We start from the raw sequence: 15,053 nt of genomic DNA, 5'->3' as shown, positions 1-15,053 counted from the left end.
CACCGGGCGCCCGTACCTCGTACGGCTCGCGCCCCGCGCGCCCCGGCGTGCACGCCTCCAGGATGGGAACATGGCGAACCCCTCCCGGCTGCGCGCCGCTGCCCTGGCCACCGTTGCCCTGTTGCTCTGCACCCCGTTGGCCGGGTGCGGCGACGGCGTCAAGGACGGCGGCCTCGCGGCGCAGAAGCTGGACTGGAAGAACTGCCCGGCTCCGTCGGAGGCCGAGGGCGGCGGCAGCGCCCCGTCTCCGCTGCCGAACGGCGGCACATGGCAGTGCGCCACCATGAAGGCGCCCTTGGACTGGAGCAACCCGAAGGGCGACACCATCGGCATCGCCCTGATCCGCGCCAAGGCCAGCGGCCCCGCGCACCGGCGGATCGGCTCGCTCGTGTTCAACTTCGGCGGCCCCGGCGGCAGCGGCGTCAGCACGCTGCCCGCGTTCGCCTCGGACTACGCCGCCCTGCGCACCCGCTACGACCTGGTCAGCTTCGACCCGCGCGGGGTCGGCCGCAGCGCGCCGGTGAAGTGCGAGAGCGACTCCCAGCTCGACACGTACTTCCAGCAGGACGCCACCCCGGACAACAGCGCCGAGCGCACCCGGCTCCTGGACCGCACCAAGCAGTTCAACGCGGCCTGCGAGAAGAACTCCAAGAAGGTCCTGCCGCACGTGGCCACCACCGACGCGGCCCGCGACATGGACCTGATGCGCCAGGTCCTCGGCGACGACAAACTGCACTACTTCGGCATCTCCTACGGCACCGAACTCGGCGGTGTGTACGCCCACCTGTTCCCCAAGAACGTCGGCCGGGCCGTGCTCGACGCCGTCGTCGACCCCACGCAGAACCCCGAACAGAGCTCGCTCGGACAGGCCCAGGGCTTCCAGCTCGCGCTGGACAACTTTGCCGAGGACTGCACGTCGAAGCCCGCGGAATGCCCGATCGGCACCACCCCGCAGGACGTGAAGAACCGCATCGCGAAACTGCTGGACGACCTGGAGAAGAGGCCGATCCCCGGCATCGCGCCGCGCCAGCTCACCCAGACCGCAGCGACGAACGGCATCGCGCAGTCCCTGTACTCCAAGGACTTCTGGGAGTACCTCACCGAAGGCCTGGAGCAGGCGTACGCGGGCGACGGCAAGATCCTCATGCTGCTGTCCGACTCGATGAACGGCCGCAGCGAGGACGGCGAGTACAGCAACATCACCGCGGCGAACATCGCCATCAGCTGCGCCGACCAGAAGCCGCGGTACACCGCCGACTACGTCCAGCAGAAGCTGCCCGAGTTCCGTGCGGCCTCCCCGCTGTTCGGGGACTACCTGGCCTGGGGCATGCTCAGCTGCACCGACTGGCCGGTGGCGGGTGCCGCCGACCATCCCGACGTCAGCGCGCCGGGCTCGGCGCCCATCCTCGTCGTCGGCAACACCGGCGACCCGGCCACCCCGTACGAGGGCGCGAAGAAGATGGTGGACGCGCTCGGCAAGGGCGTCGCCGTCGAGCTGACGTACAAGGGCCAGGGACACGGCGCGTACGACAGCAAGAACAGGTGCGTGCAGAGCGCGGTGAACGGCTATCTGCTGGACGGGAGGGAACCGCAGGCCGGCACGGTCTGCTTCTGAGGACCCCGGAACCTGAAACCCCACAGCCATGGAGAAATCGCTGGTCAGAGGGTTATCCACAGGTCGTCACGGGCTCGGTCGGGTGCGCCTACCATGGCCTGAACGCCCGGCGCGGCACGACGCGAAGGGCCTGTGAGGGGGGCGCGTATGAGGCGATTCCTGCGCTGGACGGCCGCGGTGGCCGCGGCGCTGCTGATGGCCGGCTGCGGCGGCGGCTCGTCGGACGGGGGCGGCAACGGGAAGGGGCACGAGGGCGGCGAGGACAAGGGTACGAGGGCGGCTCCGCCATCGGCGCCTGCGACGGACCTGCCCGCCTCCCTCACCTCCCAGCGCCTCGACTGGCACGGCTGCAAGGCCACGGGGGACTCCCCCGCGCCGAGCGGCGACTGGCGGTGCGCGACGCTCAAGGTGCCGCTGGACTGGTCCGAGCCGGACGGTGCGACGATCGGCCTGGCACTGATCCGCGCGCGGGCGACGGGCGGGAACCGTATCGGCTCGCTGCTGTTCAACTTCGGCGGCCCCGGCGGCTCGGGCCGGGAGATGATGCCGTACTACGCGGCCACCGTGCCGAAACTCCGTGAGCGCTACGACCTGGTGAGCTGGGACCCGCGCGGGGTCGGCGCCAGTGAGGGCGTCCGCTGCCGCGGCGACCGGCAGATCGAGGCCGCCGAGGACGTGGACGCCACACCGGACACCCCGCAGGAGGAGAAGGCGTTCTTCCAGGACGCCACGGACTTCGGCAAGGGCTGTCAGAAGGCCGCCGGCAAGCTGCTGGCCCATGTGTCCACCACCGACACCGCCCGCGACATGGACCTGATGCGCCAGGTCCTCGGCGATGCACGGATGCACTACTTCGGCATCTCCTACGGCACCGAACTCGGCGGTGTGTACGCCCACTTGTTCCCGAAGCGGGTGGGACGGCTGATCCTCGACGCGGTGGTCGACCCGACCGCGGACACGGTGGGCCAAGCCGAGAACCAGACCCGGGGCTTCCAGCGGGCTCTGGACGACTACCTGAAGTCGACCGGCCAGGACCCCGAACAGGGCACCCGGAAGATCGCGGCCCTGCTGCGGCGGATCGACGCGCGACCGCTGCCGACGTCGTCCGGGCGCAAGCTGACCGAGACCCTGGCGGTCACCGGGATCGTCCTGCCGCTGTACAGCGAGTCCAGCTGGCCGAGGCTGACCGCTGCGCTCGACTCGGCGCAGAAGGGGGACGGTTCACCGCTGCTGACGCTCGCGGACGGCTACGACGAACGGGACTCCTCGGGGCGCTACGGCACGACGTCCCACTCTCAGCGGGTCATATCGTGCCTGGACGAGAAGGAGCGGCCGACGCTCGCGGAGACGAAGAAGCGGCTGGCGCAGTTCGAGCGGATCTCGCCGGTGTTCGGGGACTTCCTGGGCTGGGACACGGCCGGCTGGTGCCACGACTGGCCGGTGCCGGGCCAGTACACGACTCCGGAGGTCAGCGCACCGGGAGCGGCACCCATCCTGCTGGTCGGCAACACCGGCGACCCGGCCACGCCCTACGAGGGCGCCCGCAGGATGGCCGACGAACTCGGCAAGGGCGTCGGCGTCGAGCTCACCTGGAAGGGCGAGGGGCACGGGTCGTACGGCAACGGCAGCGACTGCGTCGACTCGACGGTGAACGCCTACCTGTTGAACGGGACGGTGCCGAAGGACGGCAAGGTCTGCTCCTGACCCGGACGGGCGTCCCGGCACGGTTCGAGGTATCGGTGACGGATCTGCCGCTAAGTGCCGACCGACAGCCGACGAGTCTCCGACTCAGGACACTAGGGTGCGCGCATGGACATCGGAAGCGAAGAAATCACGGACGGCGTGATATTGCGGCTCGCCGAACCGGCGGACGCCCCGGCGCTGTGCACCGCCTATGTCGAGAACCGGAAATACCTCGAACCCTGGGAGCCGCGCCGCCCGGAATCCTTCTTCACCGTGGACGGTCAGGCACAGCGCCTGGAAGAACAGGAACGGCAGTACGCGGACGGCCGGCTCGTGCCCTGGCTCTTCGAGTCCGACGGGCGGATCGTGGGGGCCATCACGCTGTCCGGAATCGTCATGGGGCCTTTCTGCAGTTCCTATCTGGGCTACTGGGTCGCCGAGAACCAGCAGGGCCGGGGACTCGCGACCGCAGCCGTGGAGCGGGTCTGCCAGATCGCCCGGGACAAGGTCGGGCTGCACCGTCTCGAGGCGACCACCCTCCTGGAGAACACCGGCTCCCAACGGGTGCTGGAGAAGTGCGGGTTCGAGGCGATCGGCATGGCCCCGCGCTATCTGCACATCAACGGACAGTGGCGGGACCACCGGATGTTCCAGCGAGTGCTGCACGACGACCACCCGGTTCTGTGACCCGGGCGGCGCGCACCGCCAGCGTGTGCGCGCCCAGCCCCGCGGCCGCGAACAGCACGCCCAGCACCGTCCAGCCAACCGCCCCCGCGGCCACCACACCGCCCGCGACCAGCGACGGCCCGACCATGCCCTCGGCGGTCGGGCCCAGGCTGTAGGCGGCGGCGTAACTCCCGCGCTCGGCCTCGGGGGACAGCGCGAACTGCAGACCCCAGCCGCCCGAGGCGTGCCAGATCTCGCCGAGGGTGTGCAGCACCACCGAGGCCAGCATCAGCGTCACGGCCGCCGTCGGCGGCACCCAGGACGCGAGCGTCAGCGTGCCGCACATCAGGGCGAGGGACATCCCCGCGCGCCGCATGTGCCGGCCCGCGCCGGGCACCGTCTCGGCGCCCCTGCTCATCGGCACCTGGAGCGCGATGGCGATCACGGTGTTGACGGCGATGAGCAGCGGCGCGATCGCCTCCGGCGCCTCGGTCGCGCGGGTCACCCACAGCGGCATGCCGATCACCAGCACCGACAGGTTGAGCTGGAGGAATCCGTTGCAGCAGGTCAGCAGCAGGAACCGACGGTTGCGGAACGGCGCCAGCGCCGTGCGCGCCCGGCCCTTGCAGCGGCCGCCCACCTCGCGCACCGACACCATCAGCGCCGCCGCGACGACGAAGGACAGGGCGTCGCCCAGCAGCAGCGACCGGTACGCGAGATCCGAGCCGACGCCCACGGCCACCGCCGCCAGCAGCGCGCCCACCAGGAACCCGGCGTTCTTCAGCACCTGCACCCTGGCCATCACGCCGACCCGCTCGGCGTCCGAGAAGGCAGCACCGACGTAGGTCTGGAGGGCGGGCATACCGGCGTACTCGGCGAGCCCCAGCAGGACCAGCACGGTGAGGAACTGCCAGAAGGAGCCGACGAAGGCCAGCGCGGAACACCACAGCGCGCGCCACAGATGCAGCACGATCAGCGCGCGCCGCGGCCCGATCCGGTCCACCAGGGCGCCGTTGGGGACGGTCGCGGCGAGCGCCACCACGCCCAGCACGGACAGCCCGACGCCGATCTGGCCGGCGGACAGCCCGGCCACCCGCGAGTAGAAGAGGGTGGCCCCGGCCAGGAACAGGCCGCCGCCGACGGCATCGATGCCGACCGTCGTCAGCAGCCGTCCTTCGGTCGGGCCGGTGGGGCGGATCCTGAACCGTGCGGCCACCGACATCGGCATGATCAGTCACCGGTCCTTTCCTGGTGATCCACAGACATGTGGTGACTCACAGGCACGTCTCGTGCGCCTCGGAGACACAGGTGGGGCAGAACAGGGCACCCTCCAGGCGCTCCTGGCAGGCCGGGCAGCGCCGTACCGGATCGATGCCGTCGCCGGTCCAGGCGTTCGACAGCACCGAGCGCAGCGCGGTGTCGGCGTCGCGCACCTTCGGGTGCAGGGACGTCTCCCGGCCGAGCCGCAGCACCGCGGCGATCACCGGCTCGGCCACACCCAGCTCACGCCAGGCCACCCGGCACGCCGGCCACGACCGCTCGGTCCAGTGGACGTCCTCGGCGGCCCGGGACATCGCCGTCCGCAGGGCGGGGGCGAGGACGCCCGAGCCGGTCGCGGCCGCCAGGACCGCCCGCAGGTGGACGACGGACACCGTCAGCTCGGCGTGGTCGGCGTCGGCGTCCAGCAGGGTGGCGACATCGGCGTCCGAGGTCAGCGCGCCCAGCCGGTACAGGGTGAAGACGTCGCCGATGCCGATCGCGCCCAGCGGCCACAGGTCGGCGGCCCGCAGTGCCCCCATGCTGGAGGCGCCCACCATCGTCCAGCCGGCGTCGAGCAGTTCCCGGCACTCGGTCGGGGTGACGGCCATCGACCCGCCGAACAGCCCGTCGATCAGCACCACCGTGCCGGGCCTGCGGTCGAGCAGCGGCGCGAGGTCGCCGCGGCGCACCGGCGGCCGCAGTTCCACGCCGGCCAGCACGGCCGGGTCCAGCGGGTGGACAGAGGCGGCGCCGAACACGATCGGCCTGGCTGCGTCATTGGGCCACACGATGGCTCCTGCCGGGGTCGACGACGGAGTCGACCATGCCGGGCACCGCGACATGGGCGACGGGCAGGCCGAACTCCTGGACGGTCAGGTCGGTGCAGACGACGCGGTCGTAACCGCCGTACGCCAGCCGTTCGGCGACGTGCCGCAGCGTGGCGCGGGTCGACCGCGGCGGCGGGTCGGGCAGCTCGCGGAAGTCGGTGACGCCCTCGACCTTGGCGGCCAGCGCGCGCCGCAGGAACACCGAGCGCTGCCGGGCCGGGTCCGCACGGTAGACGTCGGCGACCCGGTCGAGGTCCTCCCGGCTGCCCTGGATCGCGGTGGCCCGCGCCTGCGCGGCCTCGGTCAGCGCCCGGCGCAGCGCGACCCCGGCGTTGGGATGGGTGCCGAAGCCGGAGACGGCGAGGTGGGCCTGGGCGGCGTTCGGGTCGGACAGGAACACGGCGAACGTCGGCAGGACCGTCGTATGGGTGAGGTCGACGACCACGGTGTCGACCTCGGCCCGCGCGTACTTGTGCAGCAGCTCCGCCTCGGCGGCGCCGTTGATGGTGTCCAGGCCGACCAGCCGCCCCGGACCGCCGTGCAGATAGCGGGAGGTGGCGTCCCGCTCGACCACCTCGTACAGGGCGTGCAGCACGGCCTCGGCGAAGGTCGCGCCGGAGGCCAGCCCTGTGGTGCTCGGGCGTACGGGCCGTACGTGGCCCGGCGGGGTGTCGTACGGGAAGACCACCTCGGCGGCCGGAAGCAGTACGTCGGTTCCGTCGCGGGCGTCCGTGCCGCCGATCCACTCCATGGGTTCGTCGGGCAGTGCGGACAGTCCGAGGTCGGCGGCGTCCAGTCGTACGAGGCCGGCGGCGTCGAGTTCGGACGGCCGGGCGGTCCGCAGCGGGCGGGGCAGGGAACCACAGTGCCGTTCCAGGGCCTCGAACAGGGCGGAGGCCAGCGCCTCGGTCCTTCCGTTGCCCTTGCCCTGGCACAGGGTGATCTGACCGGCGCGGGCGCCCGGCCGCGTCACGCTGAACACCGGGATGCCGAGGACGTCCAGCGGGGTGAGGTCGGCGACCCGGCTGATGCCGAGCCGGTTGCGCAGCGGCCACACCCGGGCGACGGCCTCCTCGGCGGCCACGGACCGGTGCGAGGTGCCGCACGACACCATGGCGGGGGCGCCTCCGCGCTCCTCCAGCCAGGTGAGGGCGTGGGTCTGAGCGGGCGCGAGAAGGTCGGTCATGGCCTGCCTCCCTGACGGGGGCGTACGGGTGGATGCGGCTCGGGCGTGCTGTCGTCCGTCGGCGCGGTCGTCCGGTCGGCCACGGCACGCGTGCGTGTCACGACCACCAGGCAGCGCGCGTGCAGTGCCGTCAGAAAGGCCAGCGCCGCGTCGACTTCGGTGTCCGTGCCCTTCAGGCACCCCGGCAGATACGCGGACAACGGCCGTCCCGACCCGGCCCGCGACAGCGCGGTGAACGCCCACTCCGGCAGGCGCAGCCCGGCCTTCCCCTCGGCTCCGCCGGTGATGCGCAGCCGGATTGCGGACCCGTCCTGTTCCCACCGGAGGCGGGCACCGGGTGCCAGGGCGATGCAGGAGTCGAGGTCGAGCGTCGTACCGAGTCCGGCGAGCCGGCGGACGAAGCGGTCGCCGAGGACCATGCCGCTCAGGTGTGTGGCCAGCAGCATGTCGAGGGCCTGGCCGGGTGTCTCGATCATGGGTTCGCCGCGCCGGTTGAGGGAGGTGTTGACCATCACCGGGAAGCCGGTGCGCTCTCCGACCAGGTGCAGCAGCCGGTGCACCTCGGGGTTGGCGGCCTCGGACACGGTCTGTACCCGGGCCGTGCCGTCGACGTGGGTGACGGCCGCCAGCTCGGCCCGGTACTCCTCGCGCACCTTGACCACCCGCAGCATGTGCGGGGAGGGGGCGTCGAGTTCGAAGTACTTCGCGGCGACCTCCTCCGGCACGATCGGCGCCAGCGGGCGGAAGTCCTCCCGGAACTTGATCTGCGCGTTGATGAAGTCCCAGGTGTCCCGGCTGCGGGCGTCCGCGAACACCGACCGGTGGCCCAGCGCGCGCGGCCCGAACTCAGAGCCGCCCCGGAACCAGCCGATCACCTCGCCGGCCGCGACCCGGTCCGCGAGGCCGGGCAGACTGAGCGGCTCGGCCGCGACCCGGTCCCCGACGAGCGCGAGGGCGCTGTCGTGGTCCTCCTGGGTGTAGGGATGGCCCAGGTAGTCGTCGAACTCGCCGATGTCCCGTCGGGTCGAGCCGGTGAGCCGGAAGTGCGCGGCCGCCGCGGCGCCCAGGGAGACGCCGGCGTCGCTCGCCGCAGGCACCACGAAGAAGCGGTCGGCGCCGCTCTCCCGGGCGATCAGGTCGTTGGCCACGGAGTTGAGTGCGACACCGCCGGCGTAGGCGAGGTTCCGGCAGCCTGGGACCAGCGTCATCGCGTACCGCACCCGGGCGAGGAGCGCCTCCTCCAGGTCGGCCTGGACGCGGGCGGCGAGGTCTGCGTGGTCCAGCGGATCGCTGCCGTCGGACGGGCGGCGGTACAGGTCCTTCCAGTCGGCGCGGAAACGCGGCAGACCGTCGGGGCCGTCCTCGAGCAGACTGGGCCCCGCGTTGCCGGGCTTGCCCCAGGGGGCGAGGCCCATGAGCTTGCCGCTGCCCTCCTGCCAGTCCCCGAAGACGTACTGGCTGACCGCCGCGTACGTCTCCCCGATCGACGACGATCCGACGCGTACGTTGAAGGAGTCGGCCAGCTCCCTGAACAGCAGCCGGTATCCGCCGCGGTCGAAGTGGTAGACGGAGAAGACGTGGATCCGCGGCAGCCGCCCCTCCAGCGGCCGCTCCAGGTACTCCTTCAGCTCCGGCCCGCTGATCAGCAGGTCGTCCGCGCCCAGCACGGAACCGCCCGAGCCGTCGCAGACGACGACCACCGCCTCCTCGAACGGCGAGGTCCAGAACGCCGAGAAGGCGTGGGCGAGATGGTGCGAGACGTACACGACCCGCTCGTCGAACGGGCCGAAGAGGTCGAAGTCCCGCGCCGCGGACGGCACCGAGAGACCGACGTAACCGGGCAGCAGCGGCTGCGCGTTGAACGCGAACGCGTCGACCTCCGCGACGCCCACCCCGGCCGAGCCCAGGCAGTAGTCGGCCGCCGCACGGGAGTTCAGATAGCCGACCCCGTCGTGCTTGCGCCGCGTGACCCGCTCCTGCTGCACACCGACGCGCGGCACCCCGTCGCTCAGCAGACACGCGGAGGCGTCGTGACTGGCGGACAGCCCGAGGACGACGGGCCCGCGCCGAGCGGCGGGTGCGGCGTGCGGAGCCCGCCCGGTCTCCTCCGCCACGACCCTCCCGCCCACGGCCGCATAGGCCGGGCCGGAGCACTCGACCGTGACGGTGCCCTCCTCGGCGTCCGCCACCAGCCACCCGGCGCCGGTCGCACGCTCGGCCCGTGAAACCGTTACGGACATCTCGGCCGCGGGCGGCTGCCACAGCGGCCGGTCTCCGCCGAAGACGGTTTCCGCGGCCCCCGCCGCGACGACGGCGACCCGCGCCGACCCGCTGCCGACGCGCAGCCGCAACTCCCCGCTGTCCAGGGCGAACACCTGCACGTCGGCACCCTGGGCAGCCGACGCGTCCAGGTCCTGGGGCCCGCCCTCCAGCACGCCACCGGGCCCGGCCGAGGCGAGCAGCGCGGCCCGCAACAACGCCGAGGGCACCGCTTTCCCACCGCCCCGCAACCGCCCCAGCACCACGGCCGCCCACCCGGCGACCACCCCGACCGCCGCCGAGGTCCCCCGCATCGGCTCGAACCCACCGGACGCGGACTCGGTCGGATACGCCCCGTCCGCGACCAGCACCTGTGGCTTACGGCCCACCAGGTCCGTCCCGCAGTACGCCGTCGGCGCCCCGTCGGCCCCCGTCACGCCGACCGCCAGCACCGACGTACAGGAGGCGGGAAAGCGCAGGCGTCCCGGGCCGTCGTGGCCGGCGGCGGCGACGAAAAGGGGCATGGCCGGATCGCGGGCGACCTCCTCGAAGGCGCGTCGCACACCGAGACGTTCGGCGTCCGGTTCGGGGGAGGACCAGGGCATGGCGACGACGTCCCAGCCGGTGACGATGCGGCGCAGATCGGCGGCGAGAGTGCGGGCCTTGAGGTCCGCGGCGCAGGCGTACCCGATCTCCGCGCCGGGCGCGAGCCGCGCGCACAGCCGGGCCACCCGCTCGGTGTGGCCGTCGGTGGGCGAGCCCTCCGCGGCCGGTACGGACCCGTCGCTCATCACGAGGACGCGGACACCCGCCCCAATCCCCGTCATGCCGCACCCGCCGGGGCCAGGCCGGACGCGCCTACGACCGCCGGCGTCCAGTCGGTCTGGGCGAGCAGCTCCTCGATCCGGCCGAAGTCCTCGTCGAGGTTCCCGGCGTCGAGGCCGACCCCGATCTCGTACGTCACGGCCCGCAGCCGCGGCGAGGCGGCCACCGCCTCCTGGAGCAGGTCGATGACGGCCGGGGCCACCGAGTGGCTGTGGGTGTCGAGGTAGCGGTTGTCGAAGGTCGGGTCGATGTAGCCGCCCGCCACGTGGATCTCCACCACCCGTTCCAGCGGCAGCGAGCGCAGCACCTCCGCGAAGGGCCGGCGCGCGGCGACCGCGTACGAGAAGACGTGGGCGACGTCGAGCAGCAGATCGCAGTCGGCGCCGTCGGTGACCCGGTGGAAGAAGTCGCCGAGGCTCATCCGCCCGACCGCCAGCGTGCAGGAGGGGATCTCCGGCACGAACGGGTAGCGGCCGAGGCGGTGCAGTGTGCGGATGCCCTCGACGACGTGGTCGGCGAGCTCGGGTTCGAACAGGGGCGGGGTGAAGTACGGCAGCGGATACGGGCCGATCGACCACAGACCGATGTCCTCGCACGTCCACACGGCGTCCAGGACGTCGCTCACCGCCTCCAGGCGGGTGTAGAGCTCGAGGTTGGGGCCGCCTGGCGCCGCCGGTGCCACGCCGGGCAGATGATGCACCACGGGCAGCCCGCGGGCGCACTCGTCCATGAAGACCCGCGCGTCCCCGGCACTGGGCAGGGACACCACCGAGAGGTGGCTGAGCCGGCCGTCGTACTTGGTACGCAGCTCGGCCATGCTCTGCGGGTAGCGGTCGCGGTACTGCCAGTCGAGCCCGAAGCCGAGCCGGGCGATGGTCTGAGCCTTTGCTGGTGTCATGCTGACCTGCTTCACAGCGGAAGGGCCGCGGCCGTCACCCGGTGACCGGGGAAGGCGGCTACGACGATCTGGTGGTCACCGGGTTCGAGTGCGCCGGGCTCCGCGGAGCGCGGCAGCCGGCCCCGCTCGTCGACCAGGCGCCAGGCGGACCGGAACGACTCGACCTGGAGGGCGCCCGGCACGACCGGCGGCAGCAGCCCGTCGTCGTCCCAGGGGGAGAAGGCCGACTTCGTCATGTCCATGCCTTCGCCCGGGATCCCGGTCGTACAGGCGCACACGTCCTCGGGCGGCGCGATCAGCTCGGGCGCGGAGAAGCGGCTCACCAGCCCGAAGAGCTGGAAGACGTCCCCGAGCAGCGCGGACCGGCCCCGGACGGCGCCGTGGGCGTAAAGACAGAAGTTCTCGAACAGCGTGCGACCGGTGCTGCGCCAGAACGCGTCGGAGTCCGCGTAGCCCTCGACCAGCGGCGTGAGGGTCTTCTTGTCGAGGCACTGCCACAGCGGCGGGCAGGTGCGCTGCAGGTGGCGGTTCAGGTTCCGCAGCCGGGCCGCGCGTTCCACGGTCAGGGCGTGGAAGTCGACGGTGGCGAGCACCGCGGCCGTCTCCGGGCACACCCGCACCTCGCCGGCGGCCAGCGCGTCAGCGACCACGTCGGCGGACGTCTTCGAGTAGAGCAGGCGGAGCAGCAGCTCCGTGCGGGCCTCCCGGTCGTCGCGCAGCAGCAGCGCGCGGGTCGTACCGGGCCCGACGGCGCACGCGTCGGGGGCGAGGGTGGGCAAGGCGATCACCGCCGTTTCGACTTGGACAAGGGGTGTGGGGAAAAACGGGCGGCCGGGCCCCCCGGAGGGAACCCGGCCGGGGTCGCGGCTCGTTACTCCTGCCACTCCTTGTTGGAGTTCACGGCGCCCAGCGAAAGGTCGTCGTTGCCGCCGAGCTCGGCGCGCAGCGGGTTGACGAACTCCTGCGCGTGGGTCGTGGCGAGGTGCTGGATGATCGCCGAACGCAGGGTCTTGTCACCGTCGAGGGCAGCGAGGATGGCAGTGGTCTTGTCGGACATCGAGTCTCCCTGTGGCAGTTGAGAACGTCGTCTCTCTGGCGATCACCAAAGCTAGGAGGAGGAACTCGAGTCCCGTCTGAACGCGGCTGGAACGTACGATCGACGCCGACCACCAACGACAGAAGCCCACGGCATCTGAACTGGTCAGAGCCGTGGGCTTCGTCGGTCCCGCCGTTCGGGGGGGACCCGTGATCAGTAGACCGGCAAGTCAGGCCATGCTCGGGCTGACCTGCGTGTCTCCTGCCTCCTCACTCCCCCGGGGCCGTCGTGGGGCCGTCATCGGTGTCCGGGCCGTCCGCGAAGGCACGGTTCACCGCGTCGCGAGTCCGCTTCTCACTGCTGGGCATCAGGTGCGTGTACGTCCGCAGGGTGAAGCCCGGGTCGTGGTGCCCGAGGTACTCGGACAGAGCCTTGATGCTCTCCCCCGCGTCCAACAGGACCGAGGCGTAGAAGTGCCTCAGCGAATGTATGCCGCTCGCCCGGCCGAGAGGGATGCTCGACGCATCGAGGGCCGGGCGCCAGGCCCCGCGGTTGAAGTCGTTTCGGTTCACCGGGCGGCCCTGACTTCTGCTGAAGAGCACGGATGCCGTGACCGGTGCACCGTCGACCGCTCGCCAGGGCAGCGTCACGGCGGCGGGCGGGTGCCGGCTGATGTCTCCCGCATGTCGTAGGCGCCCTGATGACCGCTGACCGAGCGGTGCCGGTTTCGGATTCGGTCCCGTCAGTGGCCCCCTTTGACGGCGCGGATGCTCACCGAGTCGATGGCGCACCGGGACCAGTCCAGCTCGCCCTGGGCGCCGAGTTCGTCAAGGATGACTCGGTGCAACCGGGCCCACACTCGGTCCCGGCTCCACTGGGCAAACCGGCGGTAGACCGTCTGCCAACGGGCTCCGAAGACTGGGGGGAGCTGGCGCCAGGTGCAGCCGGACGTGGCGACGAACACGATCGCCGCCAGCACCTCCCGGTCGCCAGCACGCCGACGGCCACCACCCTGCGGCCGCTGCACGACCGTCGGCGGCACAACCCGTCGGAACAACTCCCATAAACCGTCCGGAACCAGATGCTCTACAAGCCTCTCCACGTGGGCTTAACGCCGCGCCCCGCCAAAAGAAACGGTGTCTTAACGGGCAGGTCCACAGACTGCCCGACTCGCCGGAAGCTTAAGGGGCCATGATCACTCGCGCCAAATCAGCTCCAGCCCAAAGCCGCTCCGCCGCCCTATAGACATGCAAGCGTGGCACCAGAAGAAGTCTGGTGGCTAATTAGCCAATAAGGTGCCACAGGCCCTGGTGCGGGATGCAATTGGTTGTGTTAATTCAGATCTGCGCTGTGTCATCTCCTTGTTTCCTGTGCTGCACGAGTTTTCCTGTTACGTCTCCCCCGATGGCGCCGTTAAAGAACAAAGCATCCCCTTCGATGTTCGTGCCTTTGGTTCCGCCTGAGAAAAAAGTATCCCTGATGAGCCGGAGGGTCGGGTGCAAGTGGAGGAGGGACGACAAAAGGAATGTGATGCCAAGTAGAGCGGCAAGTGCATCCCCCAGTGCATCGTCGAACAGGAGATTGCTAACCATCGGAGGCACAGTGAAAAGGAGGAACGCTGAAGTCAAGAAGGGTACTACATGAGCTCGGTCTTCGACGTTTCGCTGAGCGTCACGCTCATTAACGTCTACGTCCCCCTCCTCGTTGGACGTCTTAGCTTTCCATTGCCGTGCGTTTTGGCCGTTGAGGACGAGGCTGAAACTTACCTCCTCGCCCCGCTCTAGCTGTCCGATTGTGTAAACGATCTGCCCACTTGTTGATTCTGGACTTCTCTCAACCTTCAACTCCGGTTCAGGGTCCGGCGCTGGAGCGAGTTCCAAAACCTTCACATCGGGCGGGATTGAGAAGCGAATCCTCTGATTCTTGATAACCGTATTTCCGCTATTTGTGAGCCTATATCGGGCGGAAAATAGGTTATCTACTTGCGTTCCATTGTAGGAGATCCGCAATTTATCTCTGAGTTTAGGGTCGATGCCGCCGAGGCCGGGCTCTGTGATGGAATCCCAGGAAACCTTTTTTCGCGGCTCTTGGCGCGATTTGAGGAAGTGAACCAGGAGGGTTCCGAAGATGCCGACGAATGCACTCGTCAACCCGACGATCAGCTTTTGCTGCATGTCTGTCAAACTGGACGAATCGGCAGCAATAGTTGCAATTGTTGACACTTATCCTCCGCTGTGACGCCCGTCACCTAATGCTAGGGAGGTACGGGTTGGCAGGTGCGCCACTTCTGAAGATCCGCTAGTAGTGCTTGGTCAGGTTCATTCGCCGGTGGCGTGTCTGTTTGATCGGGTGTGTCGTTGACCGGGTGTGCTGGGTGGGGAGTTGGCCGCGGTCCGGTGTGATCTGGAGGACTTCGCGGCGGAGATGTTCGAGCCGTTCGCGCGGGCGGATCAGCGCCGGTGGGGCGGGGTCTATCTGCGAGGGCTGCTGCTGGACGGGCGGCGCAAGTCGGTGGAGCCGATGGCCGCCCGGCTGGGTGAGGACGGCAACCGGCAGGCCCTGGCGCACTTCATCACCTCCAGTCCGTGGGAGGCGGCGCATGTGCGTGCGCGTCTGGCCTGGCGGATGCAGCAGGTGATCAAGCCGACCGCGTTCGTCGTGGATGACACGGGCTTCCTCAAGGACGGGGACGCCTCGGCGTGCGTGGCCAGGCAGTACACCGGCACCGCGGGCAAGGTCACCAACTGCCAGGCCGGAGTGTCGCTGCACCTGGCCTCCGACAGTGCCTCGGCGGCGGT

The 15,053-nt window shown here is 70.5% G+C and carries 12 protein-coding genes and 2 pseudogenes; 4 read left to right on the top strand and 10 right to left on the bottom strand.

The window, feature by feature from the left end:
• The first annotated feature begins 70 nt into the window (after positions 1-70).
• The 3 genes from ACWGJ5_RS04385 (at position 71) to ACWGJ5_RS04375 (ending at position 3,985) form a co-directional block, all read left to right on the top strand.
• The gene (locus tag ACWGJ5_RS04385) at positions 71-1,615 is read left to right on the top strand and encodes an alpha/beta hydrolase (RefSeq protein ID WP_453308298.1); all 1,545 of its coding nucleotides are present in this window, start codon (positions 71-73) and stop codon (positions 1,613-1,615) included.
• Positions 1,616-1,762: 147 nt separating this feature from the next.
• On the top strand, positions 1,763-3,319 hold the full coding sequence (locus tag ACWGJ5_RS04380; RefSeq protein WP_453308297.1) for an alpha/beta hydrolase: 1,557 nt from the start codon (positions 1,763-1,765) through the stop codon (positions 3,317-3,319).
• 105 nt (positions 3,320-3,424) lie between these two features.
• Entirely contained in the window at positions 3,425-3,985 is a 561-nt protein-coding gene (locus tag ACWGJ5_RS04375; protein ID WP_453308296.1) for a GNAT family N-acetyltransferase, read from the top strand.
• Here the strand turns inward: ACWGJ5_RS04375 and ACWGJ5_RS04370 are convergent.
• From ACWGJ5_RS04370 to ACWGJ5_RS04325, 10 genes and pseudogenes are all read right to left on the bottom strand, one after another.
• Positions 3,918-5,192, bottom strand: coding sequence for an MFS transporter (locus ACWGJ5_RS04370; RefSeq protein ID WP_453308295.1), 1,275 nt, complete (start codon positions 5,190-5,192; stop codon positions 3,918-3,920). The two genes, ACWGJ5_RS04375 and ACWGJ5_RS04370, sit on opposite strands and share 68 nt — an antisense overlap.
• A gap of 46 nt (positions 5,193-5,238) precedes the next feature.
• Entirely contained in the window at positions 5,239-6,012 is a 774-nt protein-coding gene (locus ACWGJ5_RS04365) for a TfuA-like protein (protein WP_453308294.1), read from the bottom strand.
• On the bottom strand, positions 5,999-7,237 hold the full coding sequence (locus ACWGJ5_RS04360; protein WP_453308293.1) for a YcaO-like family protein: 1,239 nt from the start codon (positions 7,235-7,237) through the stop codon (positions 5,999-6,001). Before ACWGJ5_RS04360 ends, ACWGJ5_RS04365 begins: the two co-directional genes overlap by 14 nt.
• Positions 7,234-10,323: a carbamoyltransferase C-terminal domain-containing protein gene (locus ACWGJ5_RS04355; protein ID WP_453308292.1), complete on the bottom strand. Its 3,090-nt coding sequence runs from the start codon at positions 10,321-10,323 to the stop codon at positions 7,234-7,236. Before ACWGJ5_RS04355 ends, ACWGJ5_RS04360 begins: the two co-directional genes overlap by 4 nt.
• The gene (locus ACWGJ5_RS04350) at positions 10,320-11,219 is read right to left on the bottom strand and encodes a multinuclear nonheme iron-dependent oxidase (protein ID WP_453308291.1); all 900 of its coding nucleotides are present in this window, start codon (positions 11,217-11,219) and stop codon (positions 10,320-10,322) included. The genes ACWGJ5_RS04355 and ACWGJ5_RS04350 overlap by 4 nt, the downstream gene beginning before the upstream one ends.
• A gap of 11 nt (positions 11,220-11,230) precedes the next feature.
• Positions 11,231-11,998 carry a hypothetical protein gene (locus ACWGJ5_RS04345; RefSeq protein WP_453308290.1) on the bottom strand — a complete coding sequence of 256 codons (768 nt, stop codon included), beginning with the start codon at positions 11,996-11,998 and terminating at the stop codon, positions 11,231-11,233.
• A 92-nt stretch (positions 11,999-12,090) separates the two neighbouring features.
• The gene (locus tag ACWGJ5_RS04340; protein ID WP_228623374.1) at positions 12,091-12,276 is read right to left on the bottom strand and encodes a hypothetical protein; all 186 of its coding nucleotides are present in this window, start codon (positions 12,274-12,276) and stop codon (positions 12,091-12,093) included.
• A gap of 248 nt (positions 12,277-12,524) precedes the next feature.
• A pseudogene (locus tag ACWGJ5_RS04335) lies at positions 12,525-12,929 on the bottom strand (tyrosine-type recombinase/integrase); the annotation flags it as partial.
• A gap of 54 nt (positions 12,930-12,983) precedes the next feature.
• Positions 12,984-13,357 (bottom strand): annotated as a pseudogene (locus tag ACWGJ5_RS04330) (transposase); the annotation flags it as partial.
• Positions 13,358-13,592: 235 nt separating this feature from the next.
• Entirely contained in the window at positions 13,593-14,429 is an 837-nt protein-coding gene (locus ACWGJ5_RS04325) for a hypothetical protein (RefSeq protein WP_453308289.1), read from the bottom strand.
• 193 nt (positions 14,430-14,622) lie between these two features.
• Here ACWGJ5_RS04325 and ACWGJ5_RS04320 point away from each other — a divergent pair.
• Positions 14,623-15,053, top strand: a 431-nt coding sequence (locus tag ACWGJ5_RS04320; protein WP_453308288.1) for an IS701 family transposase, incomplete at its 3' end; no start/stop codon positions are given.

Source organism: Streptomyces sp. NPDC054783 (assembly GCF_053611725.1).
This window is presented reverse-complemented; position numbering and strand designations above follow the sequence as displayed.